Here is a 21,650-nt window from a genome sequence, read left to right as displayed (position 1 = left end):
ATAAAGCATCACAACGTCAAGTTTTTCTTCTACCGACTTTGGACTTCTTTTTGACATACGAAAACTCCCCTTATAGTTTCTAGTGAATTTTTGTTTTTTCACTGTCCACTATAAGGGGAGTATATCATTTCGGATAGGTCTTGATTTGTTAGCGTTATCATTATATAATGTAAACAAGCAAACGTTTGCGATTATTACTCTATCAACATCAATATCTGAATCACCAGGAAAACTGAGGGTAGTTGAAATAGTGGAAGACTATTCAAGTTGGAAAGGAGCGGGCTGAAAACCTTCACCGGAGCTTTCCACTCGTTAAAACTCCTATTTTTGCTTTGCTCGCTTCAACAGTCTAGGAATAGACTGTTGAAGGTGGGAAATAAAACGAGTGAAACTCGTGTCAAACAGTCTAGGAATAGACTGTTGAAGGTGGGAAATAAAACGAGTGAAACTCGTGTCAAACAGTCTAGGGATAGATTGTTGAAGGTTGGAAATAGAACGAGTGAAACTCGTGTCAAACGCTCTTGTATCTTGACGAATTGAACACGCCCTAAACTCTGTGCGAAAAAGACAAATCTTCCTAGAGTCTAACAACTCTTCGTCAGATTTCCTATTTTCGCTTTGAGTTTTTTCCGGGCTTTGTATCTTAGCTAATTGAACACGGGCTAAAAGCTCGGAAAATAGATAATCTTTCCTAGAATCAAGGATTCTTCGTCAAGATTCCTAATTTTCATTCGCTTTTGATACGCCCTTTGTATCTTGTGTCAGGACATCAGAGGTTGATTTTTGACGAGTATAGTCATTTAGTTTATACCTAAAGGTAGCCACAGCTGTCATTGACGAAAGCCGAAACAAATCAAAAGGATACTTCGCCAAGAGTCTCGGTGAATTGAACACGGGCTAAAAGCTCGGAAATAAAACGAGTGCAACTCGTGTCAAACAGTCTAGGGATAGACTGTTGAAGTAGCCTGCAGCTCGTTGCATAGTACTAAAAGTAAACTAAAAGACTATATAAACAAACAGTAGCTATACTATTTAAAGGAGTTTAGTAATATGAAAGAAAGACAAAGTGGGGTACTGCTCCATGTCTCCTCGTTGCCAGGAAAATATGGGATTGGAACTTTCGGGCAGTCTGCTTATGACTTTATTGATTTTTTGGTGAGAACCAAGCAGCGCTATTGGCAGATTTTGCCGCTAGGAACGACGAGTTATGGGGATTCTCCTTATCAGTCTTTCTCGGCTTTTGCAGGTAATACCCATTTCATTGATTTTGACTTATTGATAGAAGAGGGTTGGCTAGAGGCTCACGAGGTAGAAGGAATTGATTTTGGCGCTAACCCGACAGAAGTGGATTATGCGAAAGTTTTCCATGGACGCCGTCCAGTTTTAGAAAAAGTTGTTGCTCGCATGAAGGCACAGGGCCTCCCAGCAGATTATTATACTTTCTTAGAAGAGCAGGCTTCTTGGCTGGATAATTTTGCAGATTATATGGCGATTAAGGAGCATTTTGACCTCAAAGCATGGACAGAGTGGGAAGATAGTGCTATTCGCAGACGAGAAGAGGTAGCTCTAATCGCTTATCGTGAACAATTAGGCGATCGAATCGATTATCACCGCGTGACCCAGTATCTTTTCTTCCGCCAATGGGGTGCTTTGAAAGCGTACGCCAACGACCGCGGTATAGAGATTGTTGGGGATATGCCGATTTATATTGCGGCAGACTCGGCTGATATGTGGGCCAATCCTCAATTTTTTAAAACAGATGAAGAGGGGCGTCCAAGCGTCGTGGCAGGTTGCCCACCAGATGCCTTTTCAGAGATTGGTCAGTTATGGGGGAATCCAATTTATGACTGGGAAGCAATGAAGGAAGATGGTTTTTCTTGGTGGATTGCGCGCTTGCGTGAGAGCTTCAAGCTGTATGATATGGTAAGGATTGATCACTTCATTGGCTTTGCTTCTTTCTGGGAAATTCCAGCAGGCGAGACAACGGCTGTCAATGGGCGCCGCGTTGAAGCACCTGGTTTTGAATTATTTGCAGCTATTAAAGAAGCCTTGGGTGATTTGAACATCATTGCAGAGGACCTAGGTTCTGTGACCGATAAGGTGCTGGAGCTACGCGACACGACAGGCTTCCCTGGTATGAAAGTCCTACAATTTGCCTTTGACCCCCATGGAGATAGCATTGAAATTCCGCATAACCACCGTCGAAATGTCGTCGCCTATACCGGTACGCATGACAATAGTACGATTCGTGGTTGGTATGACAATGAAGTGAGCGACGAAGCGAAAGCCTACTTAGATATGTACAGCAATCGTCATCCTGATGAGTCTATCAACCATGCCATGCTTCGGATGCTGTTTGGCTCAGTTGCCTTTATGGCTGTTGCAACGATGCAGGATTTACTGGGATTGGATGGTTCAGCGCGAATGAATTTACCAAATACCTTGGGGGGGAACTGGACCTGGCGTATGACAGCAGAGCAATTAACTCCAGACGTAGAGGCAAATTTACTTGAATTGACGACGACCTACCGTCGCCAAAATGTGAGACAATTCTCCATTACCAACCAATAAAAGGCGCAGTTTCGAGTTTTCTTCTCACCTAGGGATTGACAAGGCAAAAATAAAGGGGTATAATGTTTGTAACAAAACAATCATACAAAAAGGAGATTATGTGATGAAAAAACCAATTCATTTATATATTTTGGCTACACTTTCTGGTCTTGCAAGCCTTATGGGAATTTGGGGAGCATTTTTTGGGAAATTTGATGAAGAGGCAATCCGAGCATCTTACGCTAGTTTCCAAGCTAAAGGGGTCGATGTAGATCAGCTGGTGAATGCCGCCAAGGCAAGTATGGAATTTAGTACAAATGGAATCAATAAGACCTTGATAATCATCCAGTTGGTACTGATTATTGCGACCATTGTTTTTCTATTCCAAAAGAAAAATGAAACGGCTTCCTATACTTATATTGGTTATCTGTTTACGACCTTAATCACCTCTACTTATGGCTATATTGGTGCGAAAGGGTTGAGTGCCATATATACAGATGAGCTATCCCGTAAAGCTACTGAGGTAGCCGCTTTAGGAGCCTATATTTTTAGTATCGTTCTCTTTGTCCTCTTCTTCGGTTTGACTGTTTTCTTCTTGCTTCGTAAACCAAAAGAAAAACCATCTGTGGCGCAGACAGCTACTGATATTTAACGAACAGAAAACTCCTTGAATGTTCAAGGAGTTTTGTTTTACATTTTTTCAGGAGCTTCCACGCCGAGGAGACGAAGGGCTTCTTTGAGGACAACGCCTGTCGTATAAGCTAGGGCTAGGCGACTATCGCGTTCTGGATTTTCGTCGAGAATACGGGTATGTGCATAGTACTTGTTAAACGACTGGGCAAGTTGGATTGCGTACTTGGCAATCAAGGATGGGTCATACTTATCGGCTGCTTTTTCGATGACAGTTGCGAAGTTTTGGAGATGCTTGATAATCTCCCAGCTTTCGGCATCTGTCAGCTGATACTGATTGTCAACCTTAGGTGTAAAGTTAGCCTTACGAAGAATGGATTGAATCCGTGCATAAGCGTATTGGACGTAGGGACCAGTTTCGCCTTCAAAGGATACCATAGCTTCTAAGTCAAAGTCATATCCATTTTCGCGGTCTGTTTTAAGGTCGAAAAATTTGACGGCACCGACTCCAACTGCTTCTGCAACAGCTTCCTTATTTTCTAAATCGGGATTCTTTGCTTCGATTTGGGATAAGGCACGAGAAACGGCTTCGTCGAGGGTCGGTTCCAAGAGGATGATGTTTCCTTTACGGGTAGATAATTTCTTCTTGTCTTTTGTCACCAGACCAAAGGCGATATGAAGTAGGTCATCGCTCCAGTCATATCCCATTTTCTTGAGGACAGCTTTCAGTTGTTTGAAGTGATTGGCTTGCTCTTGACCAACGACATAGATACTTTTGGCAAAGTTGTAATTTTCCTTACGGTAAAGAGCTGTTGCAATATCGCGCGTGATGTAGAGGGTAGCACCATCTGATTTCATGATGAGAGCTGGCGGTAGGTTGTCGTTTTCAAGGTTGACAATCATCGCACCGTTTGATTCTTGTAGGAGGTTTTTCTCCTTTAGCATCTCAATTCCCTTATCCATCTTATCATTATAGAAGGCTTCTCCTTGGATATAGTCAAAGGTGATGTTTAGCTTGTCATAAATACGGTTAAATTCAACCAAACTTTCATCGCGGAACCATTGCCAGAGTTCAAGGGCCTCTGCATCACCGTCTTCCAATTTTTTAAACCATTTGCGGCCTTCTTCGTCCAATTCAGGATTTTCATCTGCCTCAGCATTGATACGCACGTAGAGTTTGAGCAACTCTGCGATTGGATTTGCCTCAACAGCTGCCTTGTCTCCCCATAATTTGTAGGCGACAATCAAGAGACCAAACTGTTTGCCCCAGTCACCTAAGTGGTTAATCCGAAGTGCCTTGTATCCCATTTTTTCATAGATATTGGCAAGGGCATCTCCGATGACGGTGGAGCGTAGGTGACCGACAGAGAAGGGCTTGGCGATGTTGGGGCTTGACATATCAATCGTGACGTTTTGCCCGTTGCCACGGTGCTGTTGACCGTAGTGGTCATTTTCTTTTATGACTTGGGTTAGGGTTGCGTGTGAAATGGCAGCCTTATCTAGGAAAAAGTTGACGTAAGGTCCAGTTGCAACAATTTTTTCAAAACCTTCCGAGTCAAGTGTTTCAACGATGTCAGCTGCAATGGCTTGAGGAGCCTTTCGTTCGACCTTTGCTAATGAAAAAGCTGGGAAAGCAATGTCCCCCATTTCAGATGATTTTGGTTTTTCTAATAGTGTGTAGATAGCTTCTAAATCGAGACTAGAAATAGCAGTTGCCAGTTTTTCAGCAACAAGCATTTTTTGATTCATAGTAAACCTCCAGAGTTATTCATTCTATTTTAACATATTTCTGCTTTTACGCATGAGAAAACGGCTAAAATTTGTTATAATACTCATTATCATACAGTTAGAGGTAGATGAGTGAATAAAGCAGAACGACAACAGTTAATTCAAACCATGATTCGTCAGGAAAAGATTCGCACTCAGGCAGAAATCAAGCAAGGACTTGAGCAACATGGTATTTCCGTAACTCAGACGACCTTGTCAAGGGACTTGCGTGAATTGGGATTAGTGAAAATGCATGAAAATGGCAGCTCTTACTATAGCCTGTCTAGGAGTGAAGAAGCAGATTTTAGTCAGCTATTGGCTCAATATGCCTATAAGGTAGAGCGGGCTAGTTTCATCTTGGTGCTTCATTCAGAACTGGGAGAGGCAGCCTTAATGGCTAATATTATTGATATTGAAAAGCCTGCGACTATTTTAGGAACCCTGGCAGGTGCAGATACCTTGCTCGTCATCTGTCGTGATGAAGAGGCAGCCAAGCAGGTTGAAGCAGAGATAAACTCTTATTTAGACTGAGAGGGGCGGGATGACAAAAGAAAAAATTTCACCTGGTATGCAGCAGTATCTGGATATTAAAGCCAATTATCCAGATGCTTTTTTACTCTTTCGTATGGGCGACTTCTATGAATTATTTTATGATGACGCGGTTGAGGCAGCACAGATTTTGGAGTTGGCCTTGACCAGTCGTAATCGCAATGCGGAAAATCCAATACCAATGGCAGGAGTACCTTATCATGCGGCTCAGCAATACATCGATACTCTGGTCGATTTGGGACATAAGGTCGCAGTTGCAGAACAAGTAGAAGACCCCAAGACAGCTGTCGGTGTTGTCAAGCGTGAAGTGGTGCAAATCATCACACCTGGAACCGTTGTGGATTCGTCGAAGATTGGTTCGGAGAGTAATTTTCTAGTGGCTATTGAGCGTCAGGGAGCAACCTATGCTTTGTCTTATATGGATGTGGCAACAGGTCAGTTTTTCGTGACGAGTCTGGATGATTTTACAAGTTTGTGCGGGGAGATTCGCAATTTGCGGGCGCGTGAACTGGTCATTGGCTACCAGTTGCCAGAAGAGGAAGAGCAAGTGCTGACTAGTCAGATGAATCTTCTCCTATCGTATGAGGAGACGGTAGCAGATGACATTGAGCTGATTGATCCGTCCCTGATTGAAGTAGAAAAACGTGTTGCCGGAAAGCTACTTAGTTACGTCTTGCGGACGCAGCTGCGTGATTTGGTACATTTGCAAAAAGTACAACATTATGAGATTAAGGATTACCTGCAAATGGACTATGCTACTAAGTCCAGCCTTGATTTATTGGAAAATGCTCGGACAGGTAAGAAGCACGGCAGCCTCTATTGGCTCCTTGATGAGACCAAGACAGCGATGGGCTTACGCTTGTTACGTTCTTGGATTGATCGTCCCTTAATTGATCGAACCAAAATTGAATCCCGCCAACGTGTTGTGCAGGTATTTTTGGACCATTTCTTTGAGCGCAGTGATTTGATTGAGAGCTTAAAAGGTGTCTATGATATTGAACGTTTAGCCAGTCGTGTCTCTTTTGGTAAAACCTTGCCCAAAGACTTGTTACAATTAGTTCAGACTCTGGAGAATGTTCCTGCGATGAAGGCCATTTTAGAGCAGATGAACGAATCTGTCCTCGCACCATTGATTGCAGGATTGGATACGATTCCAGAACTTCATACCTTGATCAGTGAAGCGATTGATCCAGCCGCTCAAGGTGCGATTACAGACGGAGATATTATTAAAACAGGTTTTGATGCAACTTTGGATCAATACCGCTTGGTCATGCGAGAAGGGACAGGATGGATTGCTGAAATTGAGGCTAAGGAGCGGGAAAATTCGGGAATTAATAATCTAAAAATTGATTATAATAAAAAAGATGGTTACTACTTCCATGTGACCAATGCAAATCGCAATAATGTTCCAGAGCATTTTTTCCGTAAGGCAACCTTGAAAAATTCAGAACGCTACGGTACGGAGGAACTAGCCAAGATTGAAGGGCAGATGCTTGAAGCGCGTGATAAGTCGGCTCATCTGGAGTATGAAATTTTCATGCGTATCCGTCAAGAGGTGGAAAAATATATCAGTCGCTTGCAGCGTTTGGCGCGAGTCATTGCGACGGTTGATGTCCTTCAAGCCTTTGCAGTTGTTGCAGAAAAACAGCGCTATGTATGTCCACATTTTACCGATAGTCGTCAGTTGACCATTGAGCAGGGACGCCATGCAGTTGTTGAGAAGGTCATGGGCAAACAGACCTATATCCCCAACTCGATAGTCCTTGGTGAAACGACCAACATGCAACTGATTACAGGACCAAATATGAGTGGGAAGTCCACCTATATGCGCCAGTTAGGTATGATCGTTATCATGGCACAGATGGGTTCCTATGTTCCTGCCGAACATGCTACTTTGCCGATTTTTGATGCTATCTTCACGCGGATTGGGGCTGCGGATGATTTGGTCAGCGGTCAGTCTACTTTCATGGTAGAGATGATGGAGGCTAATAAGGCAGTTCGTTTGGCTAGTGAGCAATCGCTGATTCTTTTTGATGAATTGGGGCGTGGAACCGCGACCTATGATGGAATGGCTCTCGCTCAGTCCATTATCGAATATATCCATGATCGCATTGGTGCTAAGACTCTTTTTGCGACCCATTACCATGAGTTGACAGATTTGAGTGAAACCTTAAAGCACTTGGAAAATGTCCATGTTTCGACCTTGGAAAATGATGGTCAAGTGACCTTCCTGCATAAGATTGCACCAGGTCCAGCGGATAAATCTTACGGAATTCACGTGGCAAAAATTGCTGGGATGCCAGAGGAATTGTTGCAGAGGGCAGATACCATTTTAAAATCCTTGGAAAATCAAGTTCAAGTACCGCAGGAAGTGGAAAAACTATCGCAGGCAGAGCCGCTTGGGCAACTGGATCTCTTTGCTGAGCAGCATCCAGCGTTAGAGCGCTTAGCGCTACTTGATGTATATAGCATGACACCACTTGAAGCTATGAATGCCTTAGCAGAGCTAAAAACACTACTGTAAAAAAGAGGAGTAAGAAAGAATCGAGATGTTGAGGACTCGATTGTACTTGCTCTTTTTTGTGATTAGAATGGGGGGAATCCTCTTTGATACTCCCTACAATCCAAAATGCCCCATTGTTAACCTATCTCGGTGAATGGATCTCGGACTACAATCTGTGCAAAAAAGATAGGCAGCTGTTTTGGCTTCAGCCAATTACAGATGAGAATCCCTTTAAGATATAGGCTGGAGCAGAGTTTTATCTCCGTCTTTGTTTCCTAGTCTACTGCTGATGTTTATTGAGTATTATTTTCTGCAACAAGGAGCAGTCTACTAAAGAGCGGGAAGAGCTTACTCTCCCCTGCTTTTTTCCTCATCTCATATTTGTCACCTTTGTGGTATAATAGGGGCATTAGAAAGATAGGAATAGACTATGGCAACAATTATTGAATTACCAGAAGTCCTAGCCAATCAGATTGCAGCAGGAGAAGTGATTGAGCGTCCTGCTAGTGTGGTCAAAGAATTGGTCGAAAATTCTATCGATGCGGGCGCTACTCAAATCAGTGTTAGTATTGAAGAATCGGGACTCAAAAAAATTGAAATTAGTGATAACGGGGAAGGGATTGCACCAGATCAGGTATCGCTGGCTCTTCGTCGTCATGCGACCAGTAAAATAAAAACCCAGTCAGACTTATTCCGCATTCGGACGTTGGGCTTTCGTGGGGAGGCCCTACCCTCTATAGCCTCCGTTAGTCGCATTCGGATTGAGACTGCGACAGAGATGGTAAATTACGGTCTTGTCCTTGAAGCAGAAGCAGGGCAAGTGACAAGAGAAGAGGTGCTCAGTCGCCCTGTTGGTACACGAATGACTGTGGAAGACCTGTTCTACAATACTCCCGCGCGGCTCAAATATATAAAAAGCCAGCAGGCGGAACTATCCCATATTGTGGATGTGATGAATCGATTGAGTTTAGCTCATCCTGATATTGCCTTTAGCTTGATAAACGAAGGGCGAGAGTTGATTCAAACAGCAGGTACCGGAAATCTCCGACAGGCTATTTCCGGTGTTTATGGAATTGCTTCAGCCAAAAAAATGATTGAGATTGTAGCAGAGGATTTAGATTTTCAAGTATCAGGCTATGTATCCTTGCCCGAATTGACACGAGCTAATCGCAATTATATTAGTATCTTTATCAATGGACGCTATATCAAAAATTTCCTGCTGAATCGTGCGATTTTAGATGGCTATGGTAGCAAATTGATGGTTGGACGTTTTCCCTTAGCTGTGATTGATATTCAGATTGATCCTTATTTGGCAGATGTCAATGTTCACCCCACCAAGCAGGAAGTGCGACTGTCTAAGGAAAAAGAATTGATGAGTCTCCTTAGCGGAGCAATTACAACAGCGCTCAAAGAGCAAGATTTGATTCCAGATGCCTTGGAAAATCTGGCTAAATCAAGTGCTAGATCTAGGATTCAGACTGAACAAATGGCTCTACCGTTGAAAGAAAGCAATCTATACTACGATAGCGTTCGACAGGATTTTTTTGTCAAACCTCAAATGGTTTCTGAGGATATGAAGGAAGTGGAGATAGTTCAGCAGCTTGACAAAGGAAAGGAAGAACTTGTTGACAAGCCTGTCAACATCAAATTTGCCCACCGAGAGGAAGTCGTATCAGATGATTCAGATCATCCACCTCTTGGAAGAAAAGAGCTAGGAAAATTACTCGAACGATTAGAGAGTGAAGAGACTTCAACGTTTCCTGAATTGGAATATTTTGGTCAAATGCATGGAACCTACCTATTTGCTCAAGGGAAAGCAGGCCTCTATATTATCGATCAGCACGCAGCTCAGGAACGGGTCAAGTATGAGGAATATCGTGATAGCATTGGGAATGTAGACAGTTCTTCTCAGCAGCTATTGGTTCCCTATCTCTTTGATTTTCCTGCGAATGATGCGCTGGTTCTCAAACAAAAATTAGATGCCTTGTGTCAAGTTGGTGTCAACTTAGAGGAATACGGTGTCAACCAATTCATTTTGCGGGAACATCCGATTTGGATGAAAGAAGATGAGATTGAAGCGGCAATTTATGAAATGTGCGACATGCTCTTATTGACAGACGAGGTCTCTATTAAGCGTTACCGTGCAGAGCTAGCTATCATGATGTCCTGCAAGCGGTCGATTAAGGCCAACCATTCTTTGGATGCTTACTCAGCTCGCCATTTGTTACAGCAACTAGCGACCTGTAAAAATCCTTATAATTGCCCGCACGGTCGACCAGTTCTTGTCCATTTCACAACATCAGATATGGAGAAAATGTTCAGACGCATTCAAGAAAATCATACCAGTTTGCGAGAGCTAGGTAAATATTAGAGAGAAAGAAAATATGTACGACTATATTAAAGGGATATTAACCAAAATAACCGCTAAGTATATTGTAGTGGAGCTAGGAGGCATTGGGTTTATCTTACAGGTTGCCAATCCTTACGCCTATTCGGGAGCCATGAATCAGCAGGTGACAGTCTATACCCACCAAGTGATTCGTGAGGATGCCCACCTCTTGTATGGCTTTCGGACAGAGGCTGAAAAATCTGTTTTTTTGAGCTTAATTTCTGTTTCAGGAATTGGTCCGACAACGGCTCTCGCCATCATCGCGGTGGATGATAACGAGGGGTTAGTGCGAGCAATTGAGCAGAAAAATATAGCCTATCTGACTAAGTTTCCAAAGATTGGTAAAAAAACAGCCCAGCAAATGGTACTGGATTTGGAGGGCGAGTTTGTCCTCTCTAGTCAGGCAGAGCCTCCAAGTCTCGCTGTTGAAACATCAGAGAATAGAGCCTTGGATGAAGCTATGGAAGCTATGGAAGCCTTAGGTTACCGTCCGGCTGAATTGAAGAAAATCAAAAAATTCTTTGAGGGTACAACAGATACGGCTGAAAATTATATCAAATCAGCCCTCAAGATGTTAATGAGATAGGTGAGAGAATGAAGCGATGTGCTTGGGTTAAAGAAAGCAACCCTTTGTATATAGCCTACCATGATCAAGAATGGGGGCGAGCGGTTAAGGAAGATCAGGCTCTTTTTGAACTCCTCTGCTTAGAAAGCTATCAGGCTGGCTTATCTTGGGAGACTATCCTGCATAAACGGAGCGCTTTTCGCCAAGTTTTTTATGAGTATGATGTTGAAAAAGTGGCACAGATGTCGGACAGTGAGTTGGAGAAGCTACTAGAAAATCCAGCTATTGTCCGCCACAGAGCCAAGATATTTGCCACACGGCAGAATGCCCAAGCCTTTCTCAGGGTTCAGAAGGAATATGGGACCTTTGCGGCCTATCTTTGGTCTTGGGTGGACTTTACACCGATTGACAATCATGTAAAGGATTATCAAGAAATTCCGAGCAAGACTCCCCTGTCAGAACAACTATCGAAAGACTTAAAAAAGCGAGGTTTTAATTTTGTTGGACCAGTTTGTATCTATTCGTATATGCAGGCGACAGGTCTTGTCAACGATCATGAGATAGATTGTCTCGTCCGTCAGCCAGTATGAAAAGGCATTTGTATGGGTGGTTAGGAGGCTAGCTATTGCGATATGAATGAAGAGGAACTACATCGAAAATAATAGCTCCAGTCATTAAAAGGAATCTATGCTCTCTGATAATGAGAGAGGCTAGTCGAGTAGCGCCTGGTCCTCGAATTTCCGTCACATGATTGTATCCATGCTAGGGGAATCTATTTCAACGAATGGTGTGATTCTTTTTGTACTATGATGCTATTCTTGTGAAAAAGTTTTACGAATAAATAAGATGAGGAGGTTTGTATGAAGGCAGAATTGATCGCTGTCGGGACTGAGATTCTGACAGGGCAAATCATCAACACCAATGCTCAGTTTTTATCAGAAAAATTGGCAGAATTAGGTATAGATGTCTTTTTTCATACGGCGGTAGGTGATAATGAAAAGCGTCTCCTGTCTGTCCTAGACAGTGCGAGGAAGCGCAGTGATTTGGTGGTGCTTTGCGGAGGATTGGGACCGACAGAAGATGATTTGACCAAGCAAACTCTGGCCCTATTTTTAGGGAAAGAATTGGTCTTTGATCCAATAGCTGTAGACAAATTAGACCGTTTTTTTGCAAGTAGAAAAAATCGGATTCGTACTCCGAATAATGAGCGACAGGCTCAGTTGGTAGAAGGAAGCACTGCTCTTTACAATCCAGCAGGTCTGGCAGTAGGAGGTATGATTGAACAGGACGGTGTGACCTATGTTGTGTTACCTGGCCCACCTAGTGAGTTGAAAGCTATGTTTACAGAAAGTTTACAGCCCTTGCTACTTCAATCAACTGAAAAATTGTATTCGCGGATCTTACGATTTTTTGGGATTGGGGAGAGTCAGTTAGTGACGATTCTGGCTGATGTGATTGCGTCTCAGACGGATCCAACGTTAGCTCCTTATGCCAAGACGGGGGAAGTCACCCTACGTCTGTCTACAAAAGCTGAAAGCGAAGACCGTGCTAATCAAAAATTGGATCACCTGGAAAAACTCATTTTAGCTCGAGAACCTCTAGCCACATGTTTCTATGGATACGGTGAAGAAAATAGTCTATTTAAGATTGTGGCTCGTACATTAGAAGCGCAAGGTTATCCCTTTGCACTGGTGGAAAATGTCACTGCTGGGATGCTGCAAGCGGACTTGACACTTGCTTTACAGAATCGTCAGCTATTTGAAGGTGGTCGTGTGGTCAAAGAAGAGGTCACAACTGCTGAACGCGCAGAAGAATTGGTCCGAGTTATTTGTGAGGATTTAGGGGTTGGTTTAGGGCTAGCTCTCTTGGGAAAAATCAAGCCAGAATCTCAAGTAGATAATATCAAGGCGAATTACTTTATTGCCCTCTATGTAAAGGGTGAGGTGTCTGTGACAGAGGTTGATTTGGGCGGTTACACAGAGGAACATATGCGTCGCATTGCCTGTTTGCATGCCCTGAATACTATGCGTAACATTTTGTTAAACCATAAAATTTTGCTATAATGAGCTAAGAAACTAGAAGTAGAGGAGAAATAAATTGGCGAAAAAACCAAGTAAAAAATTAGAAGATATTACCAAAAAATTTGGAGATGAGCGGAAAAAAGCCTTAGATGATGCTCTAAAAACGATTGAAAAGGACTTTGGTAAGGGGGCGATTATGCGCCTCGGAGAGCGGGCCGAACAAAAGGTACAAGTCATGAGTTCGGGGAGCCTGTCGATTGATATTGCACTGGGAGCGGGTGGTTATCCAAAAGGACGAATCATAGAAATCTACGGTCCCGAAAGTTCTGGTAAGACGACCGTAGCTCTCCATGCAGTAGCTCAAGCGCAGAAGGAAGGTGGGATTGCAGCCTTTATCGATGCGGAGCATGCGCTTGATCCAGCCTATGCTCAAGCACTCGGTGTCAATATTGATGAATTGCTCTTATCTCAACCGGATTCTGGGGAGCAGGGACTTGAAATTGCTGGTAAGTTGATTGATTCAGGTGCGGTTGATCTCGTGGTTGTTGACTCGGTTGCAGCCCTTGTTCCACGCGCCGAGATTGATGGTGAGATTGGTGATAGCCACGTTGGTTTACAGGCTCGTATGATGAGTCAGGCTATGCGCAAGTTGTCCGCCTCAATCAATAAGACGAAAACCATTGCAATTTTTATCAACCAGTTGCGTGAAAAAGTTGGCGTCATGTTTGGAAATCCAGAAACAACCCCAGGGGGGCGGGCGCTTAAATTCTATGCCTCTGTCCGTATGGATGTTCGCGGAAATACCCAGATTAAGGGGAGCGGTGACCAAAAGGATACTAATGTCGGAAAAGAGACCAAGGTTAAAATTGTTAAAAACAAGGTCGCTCCTCCTTTCAAAGAAGCCGTTGTGGAAATTATGTACGGGCATGGTATCTCACAGACGGGGGAGTTGATTGAAATTGGTAGCAATCTCGGCATTATAAAAAAGGCGGGTGCATGGTATTCTTATAATGATGAGAAGATTGGTCAAGGGTCAGAAAACGCTAAAAGATACTTGGCAGAACATCCAGAAGTATTTGCCGAAATCGATCGCAAAATTCGTGTACACTACGGTTTGATGGAAGATACAGAGCCGACGGAAGTAGCGGAGAAAACAGAAGTTCCGACAGATGTCCAAGACGTTGTTCTTGATTTGGATGGTGGAATTGAATTAGAAGATTAAACATCAAGAAAGAGGTTAAGATTTGATTCTTAGTCCTCTTTTTATTGAGTATTCGTTTAAAAATACTTCATCTTTAGCATAATTTTGTTATATTTTACAGAATAATGAGGCGAAAAGTGAAAAATAGGTCTTTAGACTGAAGCCTTTCTATGGTATAATAGAGTATAATCTGTTTAAGTAAGTGTAGCAAAGGAGAGACTACATGATTAAAATTTATACAGTTTCAAGCTGTACAAGTTGTAAAAAAGCAAAAAACTGGCTCAATGCTCACCAGTTATCGTATAACGAGCATAATTTGGGAAAAGAGTCAATCAGCAAAGAAGAGATTTTAAACATTCTAACCAAGACGGAAAATGGGATTGCAAGTATTGTATCCTCCAAAAATCGATATGCTAAAAATCTCGATTGTGACATTGAGGACCTAAGTGTCAACGAAGTGATTGAGCTGATTACAGAAAATCCACGTATTTTAAAAAGTCCCATCTTAATTGATGAAAAACGTCTCCAAGTGGGCTATAAGGAAGATGATATTCGTGCTTTTTTACCTCGTTCTGTACGCAATGTGGAGAATGCACAGGCTCGTTTACGTGCAGCCCTATAAAGTATATCTATAGAGAAAAGTTTGATTTTTGGGAGTCAGACTTTTTTTGAACAAAGGGAATGTAATCTGAATAAGATGAACACGCAAAAGTTTGTGAAATAGGGGCTGATATAGAGTCGAATCATTGATAATACAGGGAAAGTATGCTATAATGGAACGATAGAATAAAGAAAGAAGGTGTAAGTATGGGATTCACAGAAGAGACCGTTCGTTTCCGTTTGGATGATGTCAATAAACAAGAAATCAGCGAAACCTTGACAAATGTGTACCGCTCTCTTGATGAGAAAGGTTATAATCCAATTAACCAAATCGTAGGATATGTATTGAGTGGAGATCCAGCTTATATCCCTCGTTACAATGATGCACGTAACCGAATTCGTAAGTATGAGCGCGACGAAATTGTAGAAGAATTGGTACGTTTTTACTTGAAGGGAAATGGGATTGACCTCTGATGAGAATAATGGGATTGGACGTAGGTTCAAAAACGGTTGGGGTGGCGATTTCAGATCCTCTTGGTTTTACAGCACAGGGACTAGAAATTATTCCGATTGATGAGGACAAGGGCGATTTTGGCTTTGATCGCTTGACGGAGCTGGTTCAGCACTACAAGGTTGACACGTTCGTCGTAGGCTTACCTAAAAATATGAATAACACCAGTGGTCCACGGGTTGAGGCGAGTCAAGCCTACGGTGAACGATTGGTGGAGCTATACGGTCTGCCAGTCAAGTATCAGGATGAACGCTTAACAACAGTAGCAGCGGAGCGTATGCTAATTGAACAAGCAGACGTTAGTCGTAATAAACGGAAAAAAGTTATTGATAAATTAGCAGCACAGCTCATTTTGCAAAATTATTTGGATAGAACATTTTAAGGAGTGACACATGGCACATAACCACGAACACGATGAACGCGAGTTCATTACCTTAGTAGATGATAATGGTAATGAAACCTTATTTGAAATTCTCTTGACTATTGATGGTCAAGAAGAGTTTGGTAAAAATTACGTTCTCCTCATACCTGCGAGTGCAGAAGAAGATGAAAATGGTGAAGTTGAGATTCAAGCCTATTCATATATTGAGAATGAAAATGGGACAGAAGGTGATTTACAAGCAATTCCAGAGGATGCAACAGCTGAATGGGATATGATTGAAGAAGTCTTTAATAGCTTTATGGAGGAGTAAAATAGCCCAGTGGGCTATTTTAGCCCTGCCCCTCGAAATTTAGAGAGGTCAGGTAGTTGGTAGCGGACGTTTTTAATCTCGCTTCTACAAATTTAGGGAAAGCGAGAGCCCAGTGGGCTATTTTAGCCCTGCCCCTCGAAATTTAGAGAGGTCAGGTAGTTGGTAGTGGACGTTTTTAATCTCGCTTCTACAAATTTAGGGAAAGCGAGAGCCCAGTGGACGTTTTCTTGCCTCAAAAACCAAGTATAGATAGTAGACTAAATAACAGAAGATATGTGAGTGTGACCCGCTCACTTATTTTTTTAACATAGCATCTATTAAGTGTAGAGAAATGAGAAAGCAAGAAGTGCTGTAGAGGTTCTAGCTTCCTCCTGTAAAAATAGGAAACCTCATTACAGTTAAGGAAATGAAAGAAGGGAAAATTTCCCTCCAACTGATTCATCTTACTCCCAAGAGGCTTCCGCAAATATAGACCTAGAAAATAGAGATACGCCCTAGTCAGAGTTTCGCTATGCCACAGTGACAGATTTATAGGCTACAAAGAGTAGAGCAATAGCAGACGAAGGAAGATAGGACGAACGTTCATCACGTCAGGTTGACAACTGCTCATTTTGATTTTCAAAGAGCATAAGAAAATATCAAATGGGAAAGTATTGCTATTTTTTTTACAAAAGAGTGATAGAAAATTGCCATACTTTATTATTTTTGGTATAATATATAGGTGTTCTAGGAGAGTGAAGGATGAAGAAGGAAGGTTTCGGAGAAAAAGTTCGTAGATTAAGGGAAGAACGTGGCTGGACTAGGGAGCAGTTTTGTGATGATGAGCAGGATTTAACGGTACGGCAGTTGACACGAATCGAGTTAGGCGTATCGAAGCCGACCCTGACCAAAATATTTTTTATTGCGCATCGTTTGGGGCTGTCCTTGTTTGAGGTCATGCCTGATTATATTGATTTGCCTGATCAATATTTAAAACTCAAGTATGATATTTTGCGCACTCCAACCTATAATCAACTTGATTTGATTGAAAAGCGCAATGAGAAGTTGCTTGAAATTTATGAATGCTTCTACGATAGGTTGCCAGACATCGAACGGCTTGCTATAGATGCCTTGCAGTCAACGATTGACGTATTAGAAACTCATTCGGACGTCTTTGGTAAAGAAATCATCAAAACTCATATTCCTCGAATAGAATGGAAACAGAAATATGACGTCAATGACTTATTGATTATCCATCTCTTTATTGAACATGCCTACCTGTCAACGATGGCGCAGAACTCTGCTAATCGAAAGGTGTTTTTGAGGCTGGTGTCAGAATTGCCTAAACAAGTAGTGATGATGGAGCCAGAGGATCTTTTTGTCCTGCGCAATGTCATCTTTGCTGCTATCCGCGTGTTAGGGGCAAAGGAAATTTCCGATCCTATCCCGGCCTTATTTCAAGGACTTGATCAGATCATGCAGATTACACAGGATTTTCAAAAATATCCGATTTTTAGTATGCTGCGGTGGAAATATGAGCTCTTGGTACACCAGGATGTCCAGCGGGCTTACGTTTACTGCAAAGAAGCAATGATTTTTGCGAAGTTGATGGGAAATCGTCATCTGATGGGGCAGTTACATGACCAATGGCGACTTGATACCATGGATTTTACGACATTTTTGTCCTGTTGATTTTCTTGCTAGTCTACTATACTAAGACTAGCAAGAGAAAAGGAGGTAAGAAGGATGACAGCAATGCATGATGTTGTTGCGATTGATTGGTCAGATTGGTGGGTGAAATAACCCATCAATTTTTTGATTTTTCCCCCTAAAATTGCTACTATTAAAAGAAGTATAGATGGAGGAAAGAATGACAAGGTTAGATAGGTGGTTACAGGCTAAGCAGGGGAAGGTCTATCGTTATAAGATGGAAAAAATACAATATGCTCTAGATTTGCTAGGGCATCCTGAGAAAGGGTTGCCTGTTGTTCATGTGGCAGGTACTAATGGAAAAGGTTCTACCATAGCTTTTTTAAAAAAATTACTAGAGCTACATGGTTTTCGAGTTGGAACATTTGTATCCCCACACTTGGTGACAGTCCATGATCGTATTTGTATCAATGGTCAGCCTATTCCAGAAGCTACTTTTCAGAAATGGATGGAGAGGATTTTTGTACTAGAGCAAAAAGTGGAGCAGGTCTATGAGCCCTTTCGCTATTTTGAAGTGGTGACCTTGGTGATGTTACTCCATTTTAAGGGGCAAGCTCTAGATTTTGCCCTAATTGAGGTTGGGATAGGCGGTTTGCTAGATACAACGAATGTTGTAGACCCCTTGGTGACGCTCATTACTTCTATTGGTCTAGATCATCAGGATTTGCTCGGCTCTCGTTTAGAAGATATTGCTGAGCAGAAGGCAGGGATTATCAAACCGGGAGTTCCAGTGGTAGTGGGTCCAGTTGACTCTATCGCACTTGCTGTCTGTCGTAAAAAGGCTAGAGCCTTGCAGGCCCCATTTTATTGTGAAGGAGTAGACTTTTCCTTGAAAGATGGCTTGTTTACAAATAGGACTAATAGACTAGGTAATCTCAAGCTGGGATTGGCAGGTCGTCATCAAGAAAATAATGCTTCCCTTGCCTTGCAAGTTTTTTGTCTATTGATGGAAGAGCGTAGATGTCCAATAGAGGAAAAAATTGTACAGAGGGCCTTGGAGACAACGACCTGGGCAGGTCGTTTGGAAAACGTTGGGAAAGGAGGACGGATTTATTTAGACGGGGCTCATAATCTTCCTGCTATTGAATGCTTGGTGGATTTTATACAATCTTTTTCTGAACAAAGGGTAACTATTCTGTTTTCCGCCCTAAAACGAAAAGATTTTAAAAAAATGTTGGAATGTATAGAAAAGAGGGTCCCACATGCTGAGTTGGTGTTAACTAGCTTTGCCTATGATGGTGGTCTCAGGGAGCATGATTGTCCAGATCATCTGCTGTATGTAGCAGATTATGCACAATTTATCAAGGAGTGGGAGATGGAGGCTAAATGTGATGAGCGGTTGTTTATCACAGGATCACTCTATTTTATTTCAGAAGTCCGGAAATATTTTTTAAAGTAGTAACGATTCTATTATTGTTACGAATGGGGGGAGCATGTATCTTTTCAAACAAGACGGGACTATTGAGAAAAGTTTTCCGTAATTGAACTCGAGCTACAACTCACTGCCAAAAAGACCAATCTCATTGGTTGCAAGACAACCTGCTTCGATTGTCTATTTTGCCTAGGGGGACTTCAATAGTCTGGGACTAGACTGTTGAAGGTTGGAAATAGAGCGAGCATTGCTCGTGTCAAACGCTCTCGTACCTTATGTAATTGAGTTCGGACTAAGGTCTGTGTGAAAAAGATAATTCTTCCTAGCTTCAAAGGTATGGTATACCTTTGAAGGCGGGAAATAGGAGTTTGCCTTAGCAAACTCTCAGCAACCCTCTGCGTCAGAATTCCTATTTTCACTTAGACCTTTTAACGTCCTCACATCTTAAATGAACACGCCCTAAACTCTGTGTGAAAAAGATAGACAGCTGTTTTGGCTTTAGCCGATTACAGATGAGATTGAAACAGTTCGGTGAACTGTTTCAACTGGTCACCTAGAAACACGAAAGTGACCCCAGAAGTTTGAGCCAAGAAGCAGGAAAGCTAGGAAATAAGCTGAAAACCTCCACTGGAGCTTTTCACTCGTCGTATTTTCTATTTTCACTTTGAGTTTTTCACAGGCTTTGTATCTTTTCTTATTTCCAACTGGAAGTAGTGTTCAACTATGCCAACTGCCTGTGCTTCTGCTGTTCAGCTGTTGATTTTTTATAGAGTGTTACAGAGGAGAAAAAGCTATTTTAGGTTTGGGTAAACTCAATTTCACCCTCATTCTGAGGGTTAGAATGAGGGTGTCGAACCGAAGGTCATCATCAAAATAAGAAATGACAGACTCTACACTTTTTGTTATAATGAAATGAATTGTGTAAGGAGAATCCAATGACAGAGACAGAAGTGACGTACAGTCGTTCAGAGAGGTATTCAAGGCGTGGTCGCCGTAGTCGCCAAGAGGGACAGCCTCAATCGTTTAATGGAGACAGTCAGGAAAAACTACCAAAAACAAAGATAGTCTCCTCTTTATTGTGGGGATTGGTATTAAGTTTTTTTAGTGTTGCAAATCCTTTTTTGACTTCGCTTGCGACAAACATGCAGTCACAGGATTTGTACGCAGGTTTTGCCATGCATGCTGGCCAGAGTCCGTATGGACATTTTTTCGGTACGAGTGGGGTGCTATATTATTTATTAGTATATATTGGTTCGGCATTTGGAACGACAGTAGGCCTTATTCTTTTACAATGGCTGAGCTTATGTATTACAGGTGTTTACTTTTATAAAATCTGTAGTTACCTCAGTCAATCAAGCCGTGTGGCAGTAAGAGTGCAACATTGGTTTTATCTATTTATTTTCGTCTTAAATATTGGTGGTCTCCAAGCAAGTTTGTTTGCCTTATCACCTGTCTTAGCTGGTCTGTGGTTTGTTTTGCGTTATATGGAGCGGAGAACCCGTGATGAAGGATTTATTCTATATGGAATCTACGCTGCGATTGCTTTTATGCTCTACCCTAAGAGTGTGCTGCTATGGCTGGTGTCTGCCCTTATACTAACTGTTTACAATGTGGTACAGCGCCAAAAGGCAAGAGGGTTTTACCAAGCCTTGGGGACGATTTTTGGCTTTCTTCTCGTTGTTTACTCGGCAGGCTATTATACCTTTGTAGAGCAGATATTAGGCGCGGCTATTCAGCAGACATTTTTCTATGAGTTTTCTCTGAATGTTTCCTATCATAATTTTATTGGGACGCTTATTCAACTCTTTTTATTCTTGCTTTTATCGGGATTTTTAAAGAATCTATTTCAGTTATTATTGGCAATGAGACAGGAAAAATTCGTATATTTTAAATGGATCGTAGCCATCACTTTCGTCGTGCAACTCCTATTTTTAATCGCAGATGGGCGCTTTGAGCTGAGCCATTTGTTACTACTCTTACCTTATGGTTTTATCATGGGTCTACTCGCTCTATCTTCTGCTACTTTAGATGAAGAAGTGCTTGCGAAAAAAATGAATCGCTACTCCTATCTTAAAGCTCATATCTATCTACCATTAGTGATGGTGTTGCTCTTATTGGTAAGACCAGTAGTTACCTATTTTACTGCTAGTGATGTGGTAAGAGAACGCCAAGAGGTAGCTCGCTATATTAAGGAGCAATCGCAAAGTTCAGATGAAATTTATGCTTGGGATGACAGTGCCCAGATATATCTCCAGAGCGAACGCTTATCAGCAGGAGAAATTTTGACAGCGAAACCATACTTGGATACGAAGGACAACCAAGATAGCCTTGCTTTTGATCTCAACAAGAATAATGCGCGCTATATTGTTGTCAACACTCAGCTTCCGCTTCTCGATAGTGTCCAATCAAACCTAGAAAAGAATTACGAAGTGGTCGATAGAGGGCTGCGCCAGTTTGTTTTATATGAGAAAAAATAATGAAAATGATTGCGTGTGCAATCATTTTTTTATGATAGAATTGTCTATATATTGTGTTTTTTATAAAAAAATAAGAAAATTACTACTAGATGTTGATTTTATTGTTGTGAAGTGATAGACTAGAGAAAGACACA

At 42.0% G+C, this 21,650-nt stretch carries 18 protein-coding genes; 17 read left to right on the top strand and 1 reads right to left on the bottom strand.

What is annotated here, in order from left to right:
- The first annotated feature begins 363 nt into the window (after positions 1-363).
- The 3 genes from BVE84_RS10815 to BVE84_RS01300 all read left to right on the top strand — a co-directional run bounded on the left by BVE84_RS10815 (position 364) and on the right by BVE84_RS01300 (position 3,202).
- A complete protein-coding gene (locus BVE84_RS10815; protein ID WP_158071993.1) occupies positions 364-540 on the top strand; it encodes a hypothetical protein in 177 nt (58 codons plus the stop codon).
- Positions 541-1,050: 510 nt separating this feature from the next.
- On the top strand, positions 1,051-2,571 hold the full coding sequence (gene malQ, locus BVE84_RS01305) for a 4-alpha-glucanotransferase (protein WP_076995272.1): 1,521 nt from the start codon (positions 1,051-1,053) through the stop codon (positions 2,569-2,571).
- Positions 2,572-2,674: 103 nt separating this feature from the next.
- Positions 2,675-3,202, top strand: a complete 528-nt coding sequence (locus BVE84_RS01300; RefSeq protein ID WP_076995271.1) for an ABC transporter permease — start codon at positions 2,675-2,677, stop codon at positions 3,200-3,202.
- A gap of 38 nt (positions 3,203-3,240) precedes the next feature.
- Here the strand turns inward: BVE84_RS01300 and argS are convergent, their stop codons facing one another.
- Positions 3,241-4,929 carry an arginine--tRNA ligase gene (gene argS / locus BVE84_RS01295; RefSeq protein ID WP_076995270.1) on the bottom strand — a complete coding sequence of 563 codons (1,689 nt, stop codon included), beginning with the start codon at positions 4,927-4,929 and terminating at the stop codon, positions 3,241-3,243.
- A 111-nt stretch (positions 4,930-5,040) separates the two neighbouring features.
- Here argS and argR point away from each other — a divergent pair, with 111 nt between their 5' ends.
- The 14 genes from argR (at position 5,041) to BVE84_RS01225 (ending at position 21,516) form a co-directional block, all read left to right on the top strand.
- On the top strand, positions 5,041-5,478 hold the full coding sequence (gene argR / locus BVE84_RS01290) for an arginine repressor (protein ID WP_076995269.1): 438 nt from the start codon (positions 5,041-5,043) through the stop codon (positions 5,476-5,478).
- 10 nt (positions 5,479-5,488) lie between these two features.
- The gene (mutS, locus tag BVE84_RS01285; RefSeq protein WP_076995268.1) at positions 5,489-8,020 is read left to right on the top strand and encodes a DNA mismatch repair protein MutS; all 2,532 of its coding nucleotides are present in this window, start codon (positions 5,489-5,491) and stop codon (positions 8,018-8,020) included.
- A gap of 409 nt (positions 8,021-8,429) precedes the next feature.
- Entirely contained in the window at positions 8,430-10,370 is a 1,941-nt protein-coding gene (gene mutL / locus BVE84_RS01280; RefSeq protein WP_076995267.1) for a DNA mismatch repair endonuclease MutL, read from the top strand.
- Positions 10,371-10,383: 13 nt separating this feature from the next.
- On the top strand, positions 10,384-10,974 hold the full coding sequence (gene ruvA / locus BVE84_RS01275) for a Holliday junction branch migration protein RuvA (protein WP_076995266.1): 591 nt from the start codon (positions 10,384-10,386) through the stop codon (positions 10,972-10,974).
- Between the two features lie 8 nt (positions 10,975-10,982).
- Positions 10,983-11,543 carry a DNA-3-methyladenine glycosylase I gene (locus BVE84_RS01270; RefSeq protein WP_076995265.1) on the top strand — a complete coding sequence of 187 codons (561 nt, stop codon included), beginning with the start codon at positions 10,983-10,985 and terminating at the stop codon, positions 11,541-11,543.
- A gap of 270 nt (positions 11,544-11,813) precedes the next feature.
- On the top strand, positions 11,814-13,016 hold the full coding sequence (locus BVE84_RS01265; protein WP_076995264.1) for a competence/damage-inducible protein A: 1,203 nt from the start codon (positions 11,814-11,816) through the stop codon (positions 13,014-13,016).
- 34 nt (positions 13,017-13,050) lie between these two features.
- Positions 13,051-14,196 carry a recombinase RecA gene (recA, locus tag BVE84_RS01260; protein ID WP_076995263.1) on the top strand — a complete coding sequence of 382 codons (1,146 nt, stop codon included), beginning with the start codon at positions 13,051-13,053 and terminating at the stop codon, positions 14,194-14,196.
- A 202-nt stretch (positions 14,197-14,398) separates the two neighbouring features.
- Complete coding sequence (gene spx, locus BVE84_RS01255; RefSeq protein ID WP_075099515.1) at positions 14,399-14,797, top strand: transcriptional regulator Spx; 399 nt, start codon at positions 14,399-14,401, stop codon at positions 14,795-14,797.
- 185 nt (positions 14,798-14,982) lie between these two features.
- Positions 14,983-15,249 (top strand): IreB family regulatory phosphoprotein, encoded by a 267-nt coding sequence (locus BVE84_RS01250; protein ID WP_075099514.1) that lies wholly within the window; start codon positions 14,983-14,985, stop codon positions 15,247-15,249.
- Complete coding sequence (ruvX, locus tag BVE84_RS01245) at positions 15,249-15,668, top strand: Holliday junction resolvase RuvX (protein WP_076995262.1); 420 nt, start codon at positions 15,249-15,251, stop codon at positions 15,666-15,668. The genes BVE84_RS01250 and ruvX overlap by 1 nt, the downstream gene beginning before the upstream one ends.
- A gap of 10 nt (positions 15,669-15,678) precedes the next feature.
- Entirely contained in the window at positions 15,679-15,978 is a 300-nt protein-coding gene (locus BVE84_RS01240) for a DUF1292 domain-containing protein (protein WP_076995261.1), read from the top strand.
- 741 nt (positions 15,979-16,719) lie between these two features.
- Positions 16,720-17,649 carry a helix-turn-helix domain-containing protein gene (locus BVE84_RS01235; protein ID WP_076995260.1) on the top strand — a complete coding sequence of 310 codons (930 nt, stop codon included), beginning with the start codon at positions 16,720-16,722 and terminating at the stop codon, positions 17,647-17,649.
- Between the two features lie 178 nt (positions 17,650-17,827).
- Positions 17,828-19,066 (top strand): bifunctional folylpolyglutamate synthase/dihydrofolate synthase, encoded by a 1,239-nt coding sequence (locus tag BVE84_RS01230; protein ID WP_076995259.1) that lies wholly within the window; start codon positions 17,828-17,830, stop codon positions 19,064-19,066.
- Positions 19,067-19,974: 908 nt separating this feature from the next.
- Positions 19,975-21,516 carry a quinol oxidase gene (locus BVE84_RS01225; RefSeq protein ID WP_076995258.1) on the top strand — a complete coding sequence of 514 codons (1,542 nt, stop codon included), beginning with the start codon at positions 19,975-19,977 and terminating at the stop codon, positions 21,514-21,516.
- Positions 21,517-21,650: the final 134 nt, after the last annotated feature.

Origin of the sequence: Streptococcus azizii, from assembly GCF_001984715.1 — a bacterium.
Lineage (GTDB): Bacteria > Bacillota > Bacilli > Lactobacillales > Streptococcaceae > Streptococcus > Streptococcus azizii.
Note: the sequence above shows the minus strand (reverse complement) of the source record. Positions and strands in the feature narration are given on the sequence as shown.